14 protein-coding genes are annotated in these 19,031 nt (G+C 40.1%); 6 read left to right on the top strand and 8 right to left on the bottom strand.

What is annotated here, in order from left to right; translation table 11 throughout:
* Window positions 1-260 (top strand): DsrE/DsrF/TusD sulfur relay family protein (locus BKK52_RS12555; RefSeq protein ID WP_143531429.1); only part of this gene is annotated, 260 nt, incomplete at its 5' end.
* Window positions 261-306: 46 nt separating this feature from the next.
* Window positions 307-3,552 carry a DUF2339 domain-containing protein gene (locus BKK52_RS12560; RefSeq protein ID WP_077473822.1) on the top strand — a complete coding sequence of 1,082 codons (3,246 nt, stop codon included), beginning with the start codon at window positions 307-309 and terminating at the stop codon, window positions 3,550-3,552.
* A gap of 170 nt (window positions 3,553-3,722) precedes the next feature.
* On the opposite strand, the gene BKK52_RS12565 is transcribed toward BKK52_RS12560, so the two are convergent.
* Both BKK52_RS12565 and BKK52_RS12570 read right to left on the bottom strand, forming a co-directional pair.
* A complete protein-coding gene (locus BKK52_RS12565; RefSeq protein ID WP_077478839.1) occupies window positions 3,723-3,926 on the bottom strand; it encodes a YnbE family lipoprotein in 204 nt (67 codons plus the stop codon).
* Window positions 3,910-6,645 (bottom strand): YdbH family protein, encoded by a 2,736-nt coding sequence (locus BKK52_RS12570; RefSeq protein ID WP_077478840.1) that lies wholly within the window; start codon window positions 6,643-6,645, stop codon window positions 3,910-3,912. The genes BKK52_RS12565 and BKK52_RS12570 overlap by 17 nt, the downstream gene beginning before the upstream one ends.
* A 150-nt stretch (window positions 6,646-6,795) precedes the next feature.
* Between BKK52_RS12570 and recB the strand changes: the two genes are divergently transcribed.
* Genes recB through grxB form a run of 3 tightly spaced genes read left to right on the top strand, consistent with a single transcriptional unit; the run spans window position 6,796 to window position 12,999 of the window.
* Window positions 6,796-10,419: an exodeoxyribonuclease V subunit beta gene (recB, locus tag BKK52_RS12575; RefSeq protein WP_077421354.1), complete on the top strand. Its 3,624-nt coding sequence runs from the start codon at window positions 6,796-6,798 to the stop codon at window positions 10,417-10,419.
* Window positions 10,419-12,350, top strand: a complete 1,932-nt coding sequence (gene recD, locus BKK52_RS12580) for an exodeoxyribonuclease V subunit alpha (protein ID WP_077478841.1) — start codon at window positions 10,419-10,421, stop codon at window positions 12,348-12,350. Before recB ends, recD begins: the two co-directional genes overlap by 1 nt.
* Window position 12,351: 1 nt before the next feature.
* Window positions 12,352-12,999 carry a glutaredoxin 2 gene (grxB, locus tag BKK52_RS12585; RefSeq protein ID WP_077415889.1) on the top strand — a complete coding sequence of 216 codons (648 nt, stop codon included), beginning with the start codon at window positions 12,352-12,354 and terminating at the stop codon, window positions 12,997-12,999.
* 50 nt (window positions 13,000-13,049) lie between these two features.
* On the opposite strand, the gene BKK52_RS12590 is transcribed toward grxB, so the two are convergent.
* Window positions 13,050-13,532 carry a Dps family protein gene (locus tag BKK52_RS12590; protein WP_077415891.1) on the bottom strand — a complete coding sequence of 161 codons (483 nt, stop codon included), beginning with the start codon at window positions 13,530-13,532 and terminating at the stop codon, window positions 13,050-13,052.
* Window positions 13,533-13,846: 314 nt separating this feature from the next.
* On the opposite strand from BKK52_RS12590, the gene cdd reads away from it, so the two are divergent.
* The gene (cdd, locus tag BKK52_RS12595; protein ID WP_077478842.1) at window positions 13,847-14,725 is read left to right on the top strand and encodes a cytidine deaminase; all 879 of its coding nucleotides are present in this window, start codon (window positions 13,847-13,849) and stop codon (window positions 14,723-14,725) included.
* A gap of 29 nt (window positions 14,726-14,754) precedes the next feature.
* On the opposite strand, the gene BKK52_RS12600 is transcribed toward cdd, so the two are convergent.
* The 5 genes from BKK52_RS12600 to dinD form a co-directional block, all read right to left on the bottom strand.
* Window positions 14,755-15,573: an urease accessory protein UreD gene (locus BKK52_RS12600; RefSeq protein WP_077420029.1), complete on the bottom strand. Its 819-nt coding sequence runs from the start codon at window positions 15,571-15,573 to the stop codon at window positions 14,755-14,757.
* Between the two features lie 55 nt (window positions 15,574-15,628).
* Window positions 15,629-16,264: an urease accessory protein UreG gene (gene ureG / locus BKK52_RS12605; RefSeq protein ID WP_077420030.1), complete on the bottom strand. Its 636-nt coding sequence runs from the start codon at window positions 16,262-16,264 to the stop codon at window positions 15,629-15,631.
* A 528-nt stretch (window positions 16,265-16,792) separates the two neighbouring features.
* Window positions 16,793-17,500 (bottom strand): urease accessory protein UreF, encoded by a 708-nt coding sequence (locus BKK52_RS12615; RefSeq protein WP_077420031.1) that lies wholly within the window; start codon window positions 17,498-17,500, stop codon window positions 16,793-16,795.
* Entirely contained in the window at window positions 17,485-18,042 is a 558-nt protein-coding gene (gene ureE / locus BKK52_RS12620) for an urease accessory protein UreE (protein WP_077478843.1), read from the bottom strand. The genes BKK52_RS12615 and ureE overlap by 16 nt, the downstream gene beginning before the upstream one ends.
* The gene (gene dinD, locus BKK52_RS12625; protein WP_077420033.1) at window positions 18,029-18,895 is read right to left on the bottom strand and encodes a DNA damage-inducible protein D; all 867 of its coding nucleotides are present in this window, start codon (window positions 18,893-18,895) and stop codon (window positions 18,029-18,031) included. The genes ureE and dinD overlap by 14 nt, the downstream gene beginning before the upstream one ends.
* Window positions 18,896-19,031 lie beyond the last annotated feature (136 nt).

The following is a 19,031-nucleotide window of genomic DNA, read 5'->3' on the forward strand; positions in this document are numbered from 1 at the left end:
AAAGTGCGGTCAATTTGAAGTTATTTTTAATGTCTGATGCGGTAAGTGGTGGGTTAGCGAAACAAAATCCGGCGGAAGGCTATCATTTACAGCAAATGCTGGAAATTCTAACGGCGCAGGGGGCAATGGTAAAACTTTGCAAAACCTGCACTAACGCACGGGGGATCACGGATTTACCTTTGGCGAAAGGGGTGGAAATCGGCACATTGGTTGAGCTTGCCGATTGGACAGTTGAAGCGGATAAAGTGCTGAATTTTTAGTAAATGATGACTTTTTGACACTCATCACGGTGGTAAAGGATAAAAAATGGAAATTATTGTTATCATTGTTGTGTTTTTGCTTTTGTATATTCCCTGTCAAATGGTAAAAAATGCGAAAATCTTTGATCAGATAGATGAACTTAAAGCGCGTATCGATGATTTGGAAGCGCAATTAAACATCGTAAAGAATGCGGATTTTGCTCCTCACAGTATTGCTGAAAATGCTCGGGAGAAATATGGCGAAGTGGTTTCTTCACCGATGGAATCCGAAATTTCTTCTCTTGTTCATTCCGAACCGTCAAATAAAAGTCAAAATGAAACTCCGCCAACGTCACAAAGTGCGGTTAAAATTTCAGGGGTTTCCGAACCAGTTTCAAATCCCGTTAAAGAGGAAATTCGTGAAGATTCGCCTTGGGTGAAAAGTGAGGTCAAAATTTCGGAGGTTTCTAAACCGACTTTGAATCACGCGGAAAGACAAGTAATCCACGAGGAAAAAACGGAAGATATTCTACCAAAAGAGGAAAAATCCAACCCGATTTTGGCTTGGTTGCTGAAAGGCAATCCTATCGTGAAAGTGGGGGCGGTGATTTTGTTTTTAGGCTTAAGTTTTTTACTGCGTCTTGCCTCCGAATATATTTCATTTTCTATTGAAAACCGCTATGCAAGCGTGGCGGTTATCGGTGTCATTTCCACAGTTTTAGGTTGGCGGTTACGTTATCGTCGTTATGATTATGCCTTGATATTGCAAGGCTTGGGCATCGGCATTTTATACCTCACCTCGCTTTCGGCGTTAAAATTTCACCAACTTTTGCCTGCCTCCGTGGTGTTTTCCACTCAGGTTTTATTAGTCATCACCATGGTTGGTTTAGCGTTACTGCAAAATTCCCGTTTATTGGCACAAGTAGCATTATTGGGCGGATTAGCCTCTCCGGTGTTGGTTTCTGACGGCAGTGGTAATTATTTGGTTTTATTCTGCTATTTAGCTTTGCTGAATACCGGCGTTGCCTTTGTGGCTTGGTTTAAGGCTTGGCGTTCGCTTAATTTGATCAGTTTTGTGGGGTCAACTGCCCTTATTCTAGGTTGGGGATGGAAATATTACACACCGGAATTATATCTGATTTGCCAGCTTTTCCTTGTTTACTATATCGTACTTTACACTTTTATCGTGTGCCGTTTTGCCATTTTACAAACGCAATCACAAGAGGGTTTTTCGGCAGAATCGGATGATAATGCAACATTGAAACAACTTTGGCTGACTTGGCTTAGCGGAATGAGACGGGTTGGTTCATTGGATGGAAGTCTGCTATTCGGAAGTGCGTTGACGGCTTTTGGTATGCAATATTCATTGGTGGAGACTTTTCCTCAAAGTTTAATGTATTCCGCTTTTGCTTTTGCGTTGTTTTACACCGTCTGCGGGGTTGTAATGACAAAACGAAGCGCACTTGGAGTAGTGGCACAGGGAATGTATTTACTGGGCTTGGTTTTCTTCACTTTGGGGCTTGGTAACATTTTCAACGAAACATTAAATAGATTCTTCTTATTAGGTATTGAAGGCACGTTGCTTTATGTTTTTGGTGTGAAACAAAAAATGCCTTTTGTCCGTTTAAACGGTGTAGCATTGAGTCTGACTGCCTTGCTTTGTCAGCTATTTTATGCTCCTTTTGATGCCGTGATTAGCAGTGCATTATTATTGCAAGGTCTTGTTATCCCTCTTATGTGGGCACATCATCGTAAACTTCACTCGGCATTATGGGAAACCCGTGGCGTGATGGGCATTACTGGGTTATTGTTATATGGTGTAGTATGGTATTTTGCCCAACTTTATGCCCACGGCTATTTGAGTTATCAAAGTGTGGTCATTTTTATCGTCGTTTTGGCATTACTCGGCGCGTTTTGGCAATGGCGTAAAAGCAATCTTTTGCTCACGTTTTGGGTATCGATGAGTTTTCTTTTTCCATTTTTCATCCACCTCTTCGGTGGGCAAATGGAAAATTCTCCGCGCCTGTTTGAAAGTGATTTTGCCCAGTTTGTGGTTTTATTAGCGTTTCGATTTGACTGGCTTTTCAAAATTTCTATCGGTGAATTTTATCAATGGCTCGATACATTACCGCTTTGGCTCAATGGGGTTTTGGCAATCTCCGCCTTTATTGTGGGGTGGTTGGTTTCGAATCCCAAAACGTCAGTTTTACGAATCCATAACCTGGGCGGCTGGGCGAATCTTATTTATAGTGGCATAACGCTATGGTTTCTGCTTGATGACTATTTGGACTTGTATAGTAGTGTGAGAGGTGCCGTGAATATTCTCATTATTTTTGGTGTGGGCATTTTGCTTACCCCTTGGCTTCGTTGGAAACAGCTTGCACAAACCCAAGTGGCATTTTTACCGATTTTTGCCTGTTATTCATTATTGTTGTTTCTCGAGGGAATAAACCGGCATTTATTGGAATATTTCTTCATATTGCTTATTGCGACAATCTTACATATTGCCACTATGCCAAATTGGAAAACGACACTTAAGGCTAAATTACAGAAAGTTTGGCATGTCGGCGGATTAAATTTCTTTATTTTGGCGTGGTCGGTTTATTTTGTGGAATGGGTTGATTCGATGGATTATACGCTATCCAAAACTTGGTTTGAAACGTCAAAAGTGGTCGTGCCGTTAATCGTCGATTTTGCCTTGTTAAAATTGCGCCCAACGTTGCAAAAATGGGGCATGGAAAAGGTTTATTTAAAACAAGGCGTTATTCTCTCCATTATTTTTCTGTTTATCGCTTTTCTTGTGGGGCTAGGGGAGAGCGGCGATCCTTCTCCATGGCGATATATTCCTGTTTTGAACCCTTTAGAATTTTGTTCGCTTGGCATTTTAGTGCTGCTTTGGCTTTGGCATAAATCTGTCAGTCAGGAAAAGATAAAAACGGAATTTTTCTTAATTATCGGGGCGGCAGGTTGGTTGCTATTAAACGTGATGTTAATGCGTTTGTGGTATTTTTATGGGGATATCCCGTGGAACTTGGATGCGATGTTACGCTCTTTCGGTTTGCAGGCTTCGCTTTCGATTTTATGGACACTGTGCGCCATTACACTTATGGTCAAAGGCAACCGATTAGCGTACCGCAAATCATGGTTGATTGGTGCAGGTTTGATTTCTCTGGTGGTGGTTAAACTCTTTACCGTGGAACTCAGCAACAGCGGCGGCATTGCACGCATTGTTTCCTTCATTGTGGTTGGGGGGTTATTGTTGGCGGTGGGCTATTTCGCACCACTACCAGCGAAAAACCAAAACGAAAAATAACGGTATGATGTACCAAATGGACAAAAGTAGTCGTTAAAACGTAGGGATGTCATAAGTAACTAAAAAATAAAGGTTATGCAGCAGCGATATAATGCTGAAAATAAGCAAAAACCAACCGCACTTTGGGAGCGGTTGGTTTTGTTTCTTTGGTGGCTTGTGAAATCAAGTTGCTATTTTTTCTCTTTCTTTTCCGCTACCGCTTTGGCTTTTTCATCCATCGTGACATTAATATTGTGATCAACCACCACATTCATATTGATTGTGATCCCCTCTTTAGGCGTATCAAGTTGAATGGTTGGGGTACAAGCTGTTAATAAGTTAAGGGAAAATAAAGCCACAAAAAAGTGCGGTCGATTTTTAAGGTGTTTTTTCATATTCTAAGTTTTGGTAAAGTCGATATTGTAAATTTTGTTCAAATTGTGCGCCGTAGTCAATCATATTCCATAATTCGAACATATTTTCTTGGTGATGGTAATTCAAGGTAATTGGATGGTGTGTTGGTTTGTTCATATTGAATCCTTTGATTGTCGCGCGTAAATTCATTTGCCCGTTAGAAGCAAGATCAAGGTTTGCAGAAGAATGTTCAAGCTCCATTTCTTTTAATAGATCTACCATCATATTTTCCGTGAAACCGCCTTTTTTCAAGCCGTTTACCACTTCATCGTTCAGTCTAATCTGCATTTTATCGACCTGTTCTAAAGTACCGTTGCAAATGAAACAAGCGTGATTATCTAACCAAAAAGGAAGTGTTGCATTAATTCGCCCTTCTAAATAAATTTGATTATATTGTGCCATTGTCATTACTCGTTGGAGATCAATATTACGGAATTTTAATGTGGCGATTTTATGTTGTGGAAAATTCAGTTTATCCAGTGTCATCTCACCATCAAATAAACCGATTCTCACATTACTCAAGGTGAGCGGTTTAGCCCGAGAATAGGGATAAGTGCCGGATAAATTAAAGGTGGCATCATTTAGGTATAATGCTCCGTTACGCATATTACGAACAGAAACTTTGATCGGATTGTTGCTCAAATTTTGTAAAACATTATTCTGATAATTGAGGGGGAAATGAATGTCCAAATCTTCAATTTCCCCATTTGGAAAAGAAATAGTGGCATTATGTAAATTTAAATTCCCTTTTATGCCAATACCTTCCTGATCAATCTGGAAATCGCTCACTCCTTTAATCAGCCCTCGATGAATCAACCAACCCCATTGTTGTGGGAAAAGGGATTGGAAAACTTTGGCGGATTGAGGCTTCCAACTGATTTTCCCTTTGAGACGTTGATCTTCATAACGGGCAAATAAATCTATCGGGCCAAGTGCACCGGCTTTTAAATCGCCTGCAACATTAAAATGCCCGATACTTTCCCCATCAATGCCCACCCCAAAAACCGGTTTAACAAAACGTCCGCCGTAATCAAAGGCGATCCAATCGCTTTTGGCTTGCAATAATCCACGGATATGGTTTTTTTCATAATCCCAGCGTAGCCGATCTTTTAATTCCAAAGAAAGTGGCGCCATCGCAATGCCGTTCGTTTTTACGTTGTTTGAGGTGGCGGAGAGCTGATTCAGCTCAATATAATTACCTTGCCAAAAGCCAATACCTTGTAGATTCACCGGTGTCTTTAAGGCGTTCCAATATGTTTTGCCTTGAATTGTCCAATCCCAGCGATTTTTTGCATTCATCTCTGCATTTTGTAATTTTTGCTGAGGATCACGTAATTCAAAGACGGTTTTAATTCCGGCAATAAATTCATCGGCTTGTCCGTCCAGCTTCATATCAATATCGGAAAATTGCGGTGTAAAACCTTGTAATGTTGCCGATAATCGACCGTCTAAACCATATTTACCGATTTGAACATTGTCTAAGGGCAGATGCATATGAATGTTTGAACCCTGTTGCTGATTATCCATTTTGAAAATAGATCCTGGGTTAAAACGAAGTAGAGGATGGCTAAAGGTGCCGCCGAGATGATAGGTTAAATTTGTTTGTGCTACCGTATTGTTATAGCGTAAATCGCCCCGTGTTTTTAAATTAAAACGGATCTGATCCAGGTTTTCACCGCCGCCAATTTCCCCATTTTCGCCGGAAATCACAATTTCACCTTTACCATACTCACCGAAGGTTTGTACGATTATGTTGGTATCAATCCCAAAGGGAAGCCAACCTTTGGACGGAGTTCGTAAAGATAATCCCAAGAAGCCTTTAATCGGTTGATAACCGTCAAACGTCCAATAGAACGTACCCCATGAAATTTCCAATCCGTTTTGTGTGAAAACAAAGGGAATATCTAAGAGGGGGGAATGGCGTGTTAGATCCTGTGCTTTAAGCTGCCCGTTTTCCCCCAGCCAAGAAAGAGAGGCTTCACCGGTACTGACTGAGAAATGAGGGTTTTGCCAAGTGAGGCTCATTTCTCCTTGAGGATGTAATTGCAAAATATCATCGTTGAGTCGAACGAAAAATCGGGATTGGTAATGTTGTTTTTCTTCCGGTTGATAATCGGTTTTACCTTGCCAAACAAAACGGTTATCTTGCTGGGAAAGCATTGAGTGATGTTGCAATATTAATCTTTTATCATTTTGGGCGGAAAAATCGAGTTGAAATTGCTCATTGTGATGGCTTACCGTTGCAGAGATAGACGTATTGAGAACGTCATGAAAAATAGGTGGAACAAGATCCTTGGCATTTAAGAATTGAAACCGCTTAATATTGATTTCAGCATTTGGCATTGCAGCAAAAAGTGCGGTCAATTTTATCGGTGTTTTATCATTATTACTTGGTATATGTTGAACACAAGCATAGTCAATATAAGCATTTTCAACGACTAAATGCGGTGAAATCCAACTATTAAGTTGAATATTATACAGATCCGCTAGCATACATTTTCCTACATTCACCTGAAAAGTAGGGAGCGTTAAGCCTTTATGATTTATTGTCCAGTCATTCGATAATTTCACGGAATAATGAGGTGCAAGAAAATAATTTATCGCACTCTCGACTTTTTTTGATGAAATCCACCAAGGTAAAGAAATAATCCCGACTAAAAATATCATCCCTAATAAGGCACAACAGCGACCTTTTCGCATATTTTCTTAATAATCCTCTATTTTGTGGTTAGGGTTTATAGCGGTGTTATTGTAACGAAATCCGCTTGATTAAAAAATCAATTTAATGCGTAGCCAAAGCCTCAATTAGCCTCTAAAATACCGCCATTTGATTTTTTCATTTATAACCCTATGACCCAATTAACGCCGCTTAATCCTGTCACATTACCCTTAAATCAAGTGAGTTTAATTGAAGCCTCAGCCGGAACGGGGAAAACTTACACCATCGGTTCCCTTTACCTTCGCCTTTTATTACAAGCCGGTGAGCAAAATTTTTCACGCCCCTTAAACGTGGAAGAAATTTTGGTGGTGACTTTTACGGAAATGGCAACGGAAGAGTTAAAACAAAAAATCCGTGAACGAATAAAGGATGCGATTCAAAAATTATCTGCTTATGTGGAAACCCACTCGGAAAGTGCCTTTAAAAACGATGAATTTCTGACCGCACTTTCGCAAAGCATTGATGATTTTTCTCTCGCTATTCAACGATTAAAATTGGCGGAACAAAATATGGATCTCGCTGCGATTTTTACCATCCATGGTTTTTGTCGCCGAATGTTGATGCAATATGCCTTTCATTCCGGTGTGCATTTCAATTTGGAATTAGTGAAAGACCAATCGGATTTACTCAAACAATTTGCCAATGAATTTTGGCGGGAACATTTTTATCCGTTACCTTTTGAAATGGCGAATTTTATTGCACAAGAGCTGAAATCGCCGGATAACGTATTGGCGGTGGTTAAAAATGATATTGGGAAAAATTACGATGCTGAATTGGAAAATAACACTCTTCTTTCCTTACCGCTTGAAATACTGTTAGAAAATGTGGCAGGGCAACGCAAGATCATTGATCAATTAAAGCAAATATGGCAGGAAAATGAGCTTGAGATTAAGGATTTCATTGAACAAGAACTTCAAAATAAGCGGCTAAACGGCAACAAATATCGCGCTAATCATTTGCCCGGCTATTATACAAGGGTGACGGCTTGGGTGAAGGATACGACAGCACATTCTGTTAGCGAAGATATAATAAAATATTTCACACAATCTGCTGTAGAGGGTAATGCTGCGGCAGGAAAACAGCCGAATAGGCTGGCGATCCTAGAAAAATTGGATCAATTAGTCGAAGAATATCAAAACACGATTTCTCCCGATTTACTCCGAAAACTTATTCTTTTCCATTATCGCCAAGGCATTCAGCAAAAACTCCTCGAATATAAACGTAATCATCAAGAAAAATCTTTTGATGATTTACTGCGTTTACTTTGTGAAGCGTTACAAAATGAACAAGGCGAACAATTGGCTGAAATGATCCGTTTTCAATATCCTTTTGCGATGATCGATGAATTTCAGGATACGGATGCGCAACAATACGGGATTTTTTCCAAAATTTACCGAGAAAACCAAGCGAAGAATACCGGTTTTATTATGATCGGTGATCCCAAACAGGCAATTTACCGTTTCCGGGGGGCAGATATTTTTACTTATCTTAAAGCGGCGGCTCAGGCGGATAAACGTTTTAATTTAATGAAAAACTATCGTTCCGAGCAAAGGATGGTGGATGGCGTCAATAAATTATTCGATTTTCCTAACTCACCCTTCATTTATGACAATATTGAATTTACACCGGTCGGTGCAAGAACGGATCATCGCCAATTTTATTTGAAGGGCAAACGGGAACCGGCTTATCGCTTTTATTTGACGGAAGATGAAGGCGGAAAATTGGACAAAACCGCACTTGCTCAAACCTGTGCGGTTTCCATTCAACATTGGTTAAAAAGTGCGGCTGAAAATCAGGCTGTTTTTAAGGATTCGGAAACCTGCCAAACCTTACAGGCGGCAAGTATCGCCGTATTGGTACGTGATAGATATGAAGCGGCATTAGTGAAAACGGCACTGCAGCAATTAGGTATTGCTTCGGTGTTTCTTTCCGATCAAAGCAGCGTGTTTGACAGTCGTATTGCCAAAGAATTGGTATTGGTTTTGAAAGCCTGTTTGAACGTGGCAGAACGCCCGATTTTAAATGCCATTGCTACCGCATTTTTTGGTTTGACAGCGGCAGAAATTCACCAAATTCATCATAATGAACAGGATTGGCAACGTTGGGCGGATAGCTTTGCACAATATCAGCAAACTTGGCAAAAACAAGGTGTATTGCCGATGTTGCACCATCTTTTACTTGAACAAGGCATCGCCGAACGTTTATTGGATTTGCCGAGCGGTGAGCGTGATCTCACGGATTTTTTACATCTGGCAGAGATTTTGCAACAAGCCTCCACGTTAAATAACAGCGAAGCGGCGTTACTGAGTTGGTTTGAAAAACAAATTCGTGGAGAGGGCAGACAAGAAGCACAAATTCGTTTGGAAAGCGAACGTCAGCTCGTCAAAATTGTGACGATCCATAAATCCAAAGGATTGGAATATGATTTAGTCTGGCTGCCGTTTTTAGCCGTGCCAAACCGTGATCCGAATCAATCCGGTCACATTAAGCTTTATTATTCAAAAGATAAAGATGCCCTCTTGTGGGATATGGAAAATCGCCATTTAACTGAATTGACAGAGGAAACCTTTGCGGAAGAATTACGTTTGCTTTATGTGGCATTAACGCGGGCGAAATATCAAATGGCATTTGCCTTACCGGCACAATTCGATAAAAAATGGAATCCGTTTCTTTACTTGCTCACACAGGGGGAAATTGGCAAGAATTTTACGTTGTCACAAAGCTATCCGACTGCTCCTTTGCTTAACCAATTTAAAGAAAATGTAGAACAATCCGAGAATGTTGTCATTGAATCGGCAGAAACATTAACCCAATTACCGCCTCTTACTTTTTCTTCAACACAAGATGGAATTTCCGCACCGCAATTTCAGGGAAACATTGAACAAAATTGGCACGTAACCAGTTTCACAGGCATAGAACAAAAACATCGTTGGATGAATTATGTTAATGAAAGTGCGGTAAAAAAATCCGCTGTTTTTGATGAAGCAAAAGATTATGACACACAATTGCAGGCACAAAATTCTCCGGAAATATTGAGCGCACTTTCTCGTGAAAAAGAACAGATTATTTCCGCACTTCCGCACGGCACACAGGTAGGAACGGTACTACATCGTTATTTAGAAAAAAATGAGTTTAATGCCCTGACTAATGAATCGGTACTTGAAAAGCTTTGTCAGGAATTACAGCTTGAATCGGATTTCATTACACCATTACAACAGTGGTTTGAACAAATCGTGCAAACCCCTTTGTCGGATTCCCACGGGATCAAACTGATTGATTTGGCAAAATCCGATTGTATTAAAGAGATGTCTTTTTATTTGTCCATTCGGGATCATTTTGATGTATCGGGTTTTAATCAAGCGTTACAAGCCCATCATCATTTGCCAAGCGAACCTCTACAATTTGAGGATATTCAAGGTATGATTCGCGGTACAATTGATTTGGTTTTTCGCTATCAAGGCAAGTATTATTTGTTGGATTATAAATCGAATTTTCTTGGTGAAACTTGGGCAGATTATAAGCAGAGAGCCCTAGAAAAAACAATGTTACATCATCATTATGATTGGCAATATTTGCTTTATACCTTGGCGTTACACCGTTATTTAAAAACCGTAGATAGCAAGTATGACTATGAACGTGATTTCGGTGGCGTGTTTTATCTCTTCTTGAGGGGAATGAACGGTGAACCGCAATCCGGTGTGTTTTTTGATCGCCCAAGTGCGCAACTCATTGATGAATTGGAGGAAGTGTTTTAATGCTCGCACTCTTAGAAACATTGAATGAACAAAATATCATTAGCTTAGGCGACTATTATTTTGCCAAACTCATTGCGGATAAACAGCCGAATGATCTCCCCGATCCAACTAAAAATTTAGCGGTTTTACTGGCGGCACTTTGTAGTTGGCATTATGCTCAAGGCAATACCTGCGTTGAATTGGATACGGCATTGGCACGAAATTTATTCGGTTTGGGCTATCGTGCTACAGAACAGAATTATTTGGCGGAAATTCAGCAAAAAATTAATTTTCTGGCAGTAGAACAGTGGCAATCTCATTTACGGGGACATATTGCCTTTACACAAGATCCGATTTCGCACATTGCCCCTATGGTGTTTCAATTTAACGCACTGTATTTTTATCGCATCTGGCAGGATGAATACCGGGTAGCACAATATATTAAAAACGCTTTAAAAAATCACCGCACTTTGGCATTTTCCAATGAAGAAATCCGAGAAAAATTAGTGCGTTATTTTCCGCACCAAACGGAAGATATTGATTGGCAAAAAGTCGCCGTAGCCACAGCAATTAAAAATCCGTTTACGGTGATTACCGGTGGACCGGGTACAGGTAAAACGACTACTGTTACACGGCTTTTGTTAGTGTTACAAGAACTCTATCAACATAAGTTGCACATTAAATTAGTCGCCCCGACAGGTAAAGCCGCTTCACGATTGGAAGAATCTATCCAAAACGCCTTAACGTTTTTAAAGGTGAAAGATGAGACTTTATTGCAATCAATTCCACAAAAAGCCGGTACGTTACATAGCTTGCTGGGTGTGAATGCTTTCAACGATAACACCCGTTATCATGCACATAATCCATTACAGCTTGATGTTTTAGTGGTGGATGAAACCTCTATGGTTGATTTACCCTTAATGGCAAAACTCATCAATGCATTAGGACCGGAAAGCCGATTGATTCTTTTGGGCGATCAAGCACAACTTGCTTCGGTGGAGGCGGGGGCGGTGTTGGGGGAACTGGCGCAATGGACAGAAGAGCCTTATAGTGAGGAACAAGCAGATTATTTACGCCAAACCACCGGTTATTTTGTGCCAAGTACCGCTGTTGCTAATCCAATGCGTGATAGTTTATGTCATCTCACTTTCAGCCGGCGGTTTGATAAAGATTCGGGCATTGGTAAATTGGCTGAACAAATTCAACGTGGGCATGGGGAAGAAAGCCTTAGATTATTTTCCACCTTTCCTCAAGAATTGTATTTTAATCGCTTTGAGAGCGAACAAAATGAAACGGATTGGGTGCAACAAGTGGTGAAAAGTGCGGTTGAAAATTATCGCCTTTATTTAATGGAATTCCGGGCGTTACAACAGCAGGGCGTGGAGCTTCATCAATTGAATGAAGAAGGGAAAACCTATGCGGAGGTCATCCAAGCCCGTTTTAATTCAATTCGATTTTTGACCGCACTTCGCAACAGTCCATTGGGTGTGGAAAATCTGAATAAAGAAATCGCTTTAGCATTGCGGCGGGAGCATTTACTTTGGTTTAGAAATGAGCAAGATTGGTATCTTGGTAAGCCAATTATGATCACTGAAAACGATCACAATGTGCGTTTATACAATGGGGATATCGGCTTGTGTTTGGCAAAGGGCAAAGTGTGGTTTGGCAATCGTGAGGTGCTAAGTAGCCGTATTCCTGCCCACGAACCCGCCTTTATGATGACGATTCATAAATCGCAAGGTTCGGAATTTGATCATACATTTATGGTATTACCCACAGAGCCGAACCCGGTGCTTTCCCGAGAATTGGTCTTTACCGGGGTGACCCGGGCGAAAAAATCACTTCATATTTTTGCCGATGAAAAAATCTGGAAAATGGCGGTGCGTCAAACGGTAAAACGGCAAAGTGGATTAGGTAAATTATTAGAGAATTTCACTCAAATAGGAGATTAATATGAAATTATATGCTTATGATCATTGTCCGTTTTGTGTGCGTGCAAGAATGATCTTCGGGTTAAAAAATCTGCCCTTTGAACTCGTTATGCTTGCCAATGATGATGAAGCCACCCCAATCGGTTTGGTGGGGAAAAAGGTCGTCCCGATTTTAATCAAAGAAGACGGCACGGCAATGCCGGAAAGTTTAGATATTGTCCACTATGTGGATGAACATTTCGGTGAAAAAATCCTTTCTGAGCAACTTCGCTCTGAAGTGGAGGAATGGGTAAAAACAGTGGGGCGTTACTATAATCATTTGCTCATTCCACGTTTTGTAAAAATGGATCTAGCGGAATTTAACACCCAAAGTGCGGTGGATTATTTCATTAAAAAGAAAACGGAAGCCATCGGAGATTTTCAACAAAATTTAGATGAAACAGCCAATTATCTTGTTCGCTTACATCAAGATCTTGAAAACCTTGTGCCATTAATAAAATCCGCCTCAGCATTAAACGGCAAGCTTTCTTTGGAGGATATTATGGTTTTCCCTATGCTGCGTAATTTAACCTGTGTACGAGATATTCAATTCCCACCGGAAGTGGCGGCCTATTTAAAGACAATGTCTAAACAAAGTGGTGTGGATTTGTATTTTGATAAGGCGATTTAATTAACAAAAAACCTGCCAATCGGCAGGTTTTGTTTTTTTATTGTTTTTAATTATGCATGGCAAGTTTGGCAAGCAGCTTGGAACATCCATACTAATTTTTCTTGCTCTTTGATGTAGTCGCTCATTTGTGAAGCTGTACCTTCATCATCGGCATCCCCTGCAAGGGCAAGGATTTCACGTTGTTGTTCAAGTAACACTTTTAAACCGGATAAGGTGCCGGATAAACATTCTTGCGCACCGCTTACCGCGATATCTTCTTGAATACGAGAAACTTTTAAATATTGGCTGTAAGCATTGTTAGGCGTATGACCTAAGGTGAGGATACGTTCTGCAAGTTCATCGATTTTAGTGATTAAATCGGTGTAAATTTCCTCAAATTTTGCATGTAATTCAAAGAAGTTTACCCCTTTAATATTCCAGTGATAACCACGTACATTCGTATAGAAAATTTGGTAACTGGCGAGTAAATCATTTAATTTGTTTGCTAATTGTGCAGATTGCTCTTTATCTAAACCGATAGATGTTTTTGACATAATTTTTTCCTCTAAATTGTTGATGCGTTTTTTGGGATACAGAAGCTATTTCGCTTCAAGTGTGGCTATTATACATAATAAAAGTAGGGAATAAAGCCACTTTATTAGATAGAATTGATAGGTTATTTGTATTGAAATGTTATTTTTATAAACATTTAACGATTGATTAACAATCTACCTACATCGTTTAAATCGTGATCTTTTTCACAAATTTCATAAATATTTTGAGCTACAATAAGTGCGGTTAAATTTCATAAATATTTTGAGCTACAATAAGTGCGGTTAAATTTTTAAATATTTTTAAAGGAGAAGCAATGCAAGCATTAATCAAACAGGCATTACCACAAAATGATCCTTTGAACCGGGCAATTCTCAAAACATTAGAAGCGGGGAATTGGGCTGGCTTTTTGAGTGCTCAGCAAGTCGAACAGCTTTGTGCAGATTTTACATTCGAACCCTTCCAATTGGCTTTGTATCTCCTTCCTGTTGCTGCTTGTTATAGCCACACGGATGTTTCTCATTTTAATGTTGGTGCAGTGGCGATTGGTCAAAAGGGCGATTTTTATTTTGGAGCGAATCAGGAATTTGCCAATGTGGCGATTCAGCAAACTATTCATGCCGAGCAAAGTGCGATTAGCCATGCGTGGTTGCGTGGTGAAACGCAAATAACCCATATGGTAGTGAATTACACGCCTTGTGGACATTGCCGACAATTTATGAATGAATTGCAAGGGGCTGAAACGTTACAAATTCATCTTCCCCATAGTTTGAATAATTCGCTGCGGGATTATTTGCCCGATTCTTTTGGGCCAAAGGATCTTGATATTACGAGTTGTTTATTAGCAAAAGAAGAACATCATTTGGTTGCAAATCATGATGATGAATTGATTAATCAAGGGATTTTAGCGGCAAACCAATCCCATTGCCCTTATTCGGAAAGCCCGCATGGCATTGCTATGTTGTTCAAAAGTGGCGAAATAATCAGCGGGCGATATGCAGAAAATGCGGCTTTCAACCCAAGTTTACCGGCATTACAAACCGCATTGAATTTTGCTTATTTAGATCACAAAAAATTAACGGATATTCAGCGGATTGTGATGGTGGAAAAACCGATAAAATTAAGCCATAAATCAATGACGCAGCAACTTCTACAAGCCTTAAATTTACCTGCGTTAGAATATATCAAATGCTAAAAGTGGGGCAGTGATTGATCTGCCCTTTTTTATTTCATTTCGTTTTGAAAACGGTTAGCTATCTGATGAAACAGTGCCTGAATAGGCTCCGCACGGTAGCCTAGAACGCGTATGATAATCCCCTCGCTGTTTAAAAGAGAAGCGCCAACGAGCATGCTTTTTTCCTCCGCAAGATGAGCATGAATGCGTTGTAAAATTCCTTTTAATTCAACCGCACTTTTCCCTCGATTGAGATAGATTAACGCCCCCTGATGGGTATAGTTTTCCATTTGGCTTAATGCGGTGAGTCGCATTAAGGCAGGGTGCCATTGAATACAATCGGACAGCAACGGATATTTTTTACCATTATGTTGTAAAGCATAAATATTCAAATGAGATGAAAATTGGCGGAAAGCAAAACGTTCACCATTGAGTACCCGTCCAATAGCGATAATTTCACCGTAAATTAATTCGCTGTTTGGTTGCATTTCAATGGTGGTTTTTTGTTTGAAAGCGGAATCTTTATGCAGTACCAATGGATGTGGCAAGTAGAACAAGCGGCTATATTCAGCCAAGTGAATGTGGGTGATTTGTTCGGCACTTTCCTTTTCATTCATGGCTTGCACACGGGTGAAGGCCTGGGTATTTAGCGAAAGTGCGGTAGATTTTGCCAGTGAAATTTGAATCTCCAACAAATCGCCTGCCAGCACACCGGGTGATGATGACATTTGCATCGCATTTAAGCCTTGTTGCCAAATGCCGGAATGGTTAGGCAAAGTCATTACCTTGAAAGGTGGCGTGGCAAAGTATTCGGCAAGTTGTGTCTTGCCGTTTGAGAGTTTGGTGGAAAGTTTGAGTTTACTCTTCATGGTTTTTTAAAATTAGTCAAAAAAATACCGCACTTTAGCAAGCATAAATTGGCTTTTATCTTACCAAGGCCGCTGGCTCTTCCACATTTTTCAATAAGGCATATTTTTCGATCCAACCGATCACGCCTTCTAAATTTTCTTTTTTCATCAGGTTAGTAAAAATGAAGGGCTGACCATTACGCATACGGCGGGCATCACGTTCCATCACGCTAAGATCTGCCCCCACGAATGGCGCAAGATCGGTTTTATTAATCACCAATAAATCCGAACGGGTAATACCCGGCCCACCTTTGCGTGGGATTTTCTCGCCTTGTGCCACATCAATCACGAAAATTGTGACGTCCGCTAAATCAGGGCTAAAAGTGGCAGAAAGATTATCACCGCCTGATTCGATAAACACAATTTCTACATCCGGAAACCGTGCGACCATTTCATCTACGGCTTCCAAATTCATTGACGCATCTTCTCGGATTGCAGTGTGCGGACAACCGCCGGTTTCCACGCCCATTATCCGCTCAGGCGGAAGTAGGCTGTTTTGGGTTAAAAATTCCGCATCTTCTTGGGTGTAAATATCATTGGTGATCACCGCCACACTGTATTTGCCGGCGATTTCACGGGTAAGTTTTTCAATTAACGCCGTTTTACCCGCCCCAACAGGGCCGGCGACGCCGATTTTAATGTAGTTACGCATTGTTTTTCCTATTTTGACCAAAGTTTAATTATATTGATTACGATTTTACAGGTTGAATATAAAGGGATTAATGCTATTAGGAAAAAAATTATTACTTGGATATATAATATATTTTCCTCTAAGAGTTTACAAATGGGTTTACAATAGAACTCTGGGTTATTAAGTAATGAATGTATAAAATTAGCTGATTTTTTACCCAAAATATCAATAACCTTTGTAATTGGAGAGTTAATGGAACGTGCAATATAAAATAGAACTCCAATTATAATAAATAATGGTAGTGGTATATATTTTATGATCGTATCAATTATATTATCTGTCTTCTGCTTTAGTAATAAAAAACTTAACAGTATTCCTATAAATAATAGAAATGAAACTACAGGCAAAGAATAATCATTTGTAAAACAATAAAATAAAATTTGGGTAATAAATCCCATAAAAAGATAGAGCAATGTTTGCAAAAATTTTAAAATAATAGGAATTATTTTTTTGAGATTATAATTTTTCATATTTTATCTTTATATTAAGCTACGACATATATAATCTGGTATAAAGCTGTTCGTGTTGCATTGCCCGAATATCATTGGCGAGGGTGGCTGCACCTAGCCAATCAGGATCAGGATTTAAACTTAATTCCACCGCTTGTTGTAATGGCTGGCGTAATGCAAACAGAATATCTTGCCCGTCCATTTGGCTGAGCGGAATAAGCTTCACGCCATTGGTAATCGCTCCAACGGCAGCGTTGTAATAAAAAGCATAAAGCGTATCCGCTTTGGTCAATCCCATCGCTTGAGCGACCATCGCAAACACAATCGGGAAATAGCCTTGCACTTGTTTTTCGCTGATCGCTTGTTGATAGGCGGTGAGCAGTGGGTGATTTTCATAGCGAATAAAAATTTTCAGCAACCTCACTCCTAATTTAAAGCTCCCTTCACGACTTTCACGCGCTATTTTGGTGGCAGAAAGTGCCCAATCCAATTCACATAAACGATCAAAATTATTGGTTTCCATGGCATCGAAAGCAAGAGAAAGATAGGCGCCATCATTATAAATCCAGTTTTGTAACAGCTGGGTTTGGAGATAATCTTCAAGGGTTGCTTTACTTTCTACAATGCCTTGCTGAACGAAAGTTTCCAAGCCGTTGGAATGGTTAAATCCACCAATGGGCAACGTGGGGTCAACTAAGTGGAGCAACACCCCCAACTCGGTTAAACTCCGGTTTAGTGTTGATGCCACTTGCCGTCTCCATGATGGTGGTAGCCGCCGTGTGAATGGTTATGAGAATGGGCATGCCCATGTCCTTGTGCGGAATTGGCACGCAAGGCTTGGCTTAAACGACGCTCGGCTTTTTTCGGATGAAAGCCTGCCGCTTGTAACCATTCAAACATTGGCTTGTCATAAGGTAGGGTGATTTCATCGCCATCTAGAAAAAGCGGTGAATGTTTGTTGCCGATTTCATAACAGGCGCGTGCCATTTCAGACAAGGTTTTCGGTGAAAGCACGATGACTTCGCTTGGCAAAATTTCGATGGCAATCACCAATTCATCATCAATAAAGAGCACATCATCGTGTTTTAAACGTTGCCCTTCTTTGAGCAAACGAAATGCCACTTCACGCCCTGTGGTAGTAGCTTTTCGTAAAATATTACGTTCACTTTCATACCAGTGCAATGGCACGCGCTCAATGGTTTGTGTAGTGATTTTGCCTTCTTCACGAAGTGCGGTTAAATTTCCCAAAATATTTTCCATAATGGGCAGAATAGGGTTAAGAATTTTCATTGTTGTCTTCTGTTTTAGGTAATGTTTTCACTTTTTCAGCTAATTGTTTTTCTGTTCGTTTTACTTTTCGCTCGAGTTTTTGCAAATCAGGCTCAGCAGGCAATGCCTCAGGTTTTATACCTCGTTGCCCCAGCATTTCCCGAATGGTTTTATTGTTTTGTATATGTTCAATCGTAATCGTATCTTCACCTTGTAAATTAGCTTGTTGCGTATTGTGATTGGTTATCTCTGTCGCAAGTTGCTTGGCGGCGATGGTGAGTGTTGGTAAGAAATCGGCTAATGCTCTGCCTTTCGGTATTTCATATTTTTCTTTCATGGCTTGAGTAGAAAATCCGCCAAAAAGAGCATTATCGCCTTTTGAACGAATTCGACCAAATCCGGCATCATCAACACCCCGTTCATAAAGAATTTGTGAAAGCACTTTTTCAGATTCTCTTAGGCGTTCACGAGCCTCTAATCGTGCATGCAATTGCATTCTCTCTTCAATCAGCTCCTGTTTCCTTGTTTGCACGGCAAAATAACCTTGTGCAAAAGCAATTTCAGGTTTTCTTGGATCACCATTTTGCGCAATTAAATAACAGGCATAGCGAGTGAGCATAAAATCATCAATTTTTCGTTGCCCACCTTTCCCAATATCGATCATTTTCGTGACGCCACGAAAATGATCAGAAGCCTTATAACCACTGGCTTCACAAGAATCTACAGCCCGCTGAATAGCAATTTTAAAATTTTCCCAACGGGTGTATCCGAGATGAGGTTGTAGATCTCGGGCATACCAAAATTCAATATGTTGATCTAACCGTTGCAGGAGACCTTCTAATGTTGATTGTAATAACTGTAATTGCGGATCCATGTTTATTCCTCGTTAAATGTAAAACAATGCAACATCCTAATAAAAGTGCTATTTAAAATCAGAAAAACCTTTTATTTTCTCGAGTGAGATCACAATTTTTGGCCTAGGGTATAACAGATTACTGCTTACCCATCGT

Origin of the sequence: Rodentibacter trehalosifermentans, assembly GCF_002000545.1 — a bacterium.
In the GTDB taxonomy this organism is placed as follows: Bacteria; Pseudomonadota; Gammaproteobacteria; order Enterobacterales; family Pasteurellaceae; genus Rodentibacter; species Rodentibacter trehalosifermentans.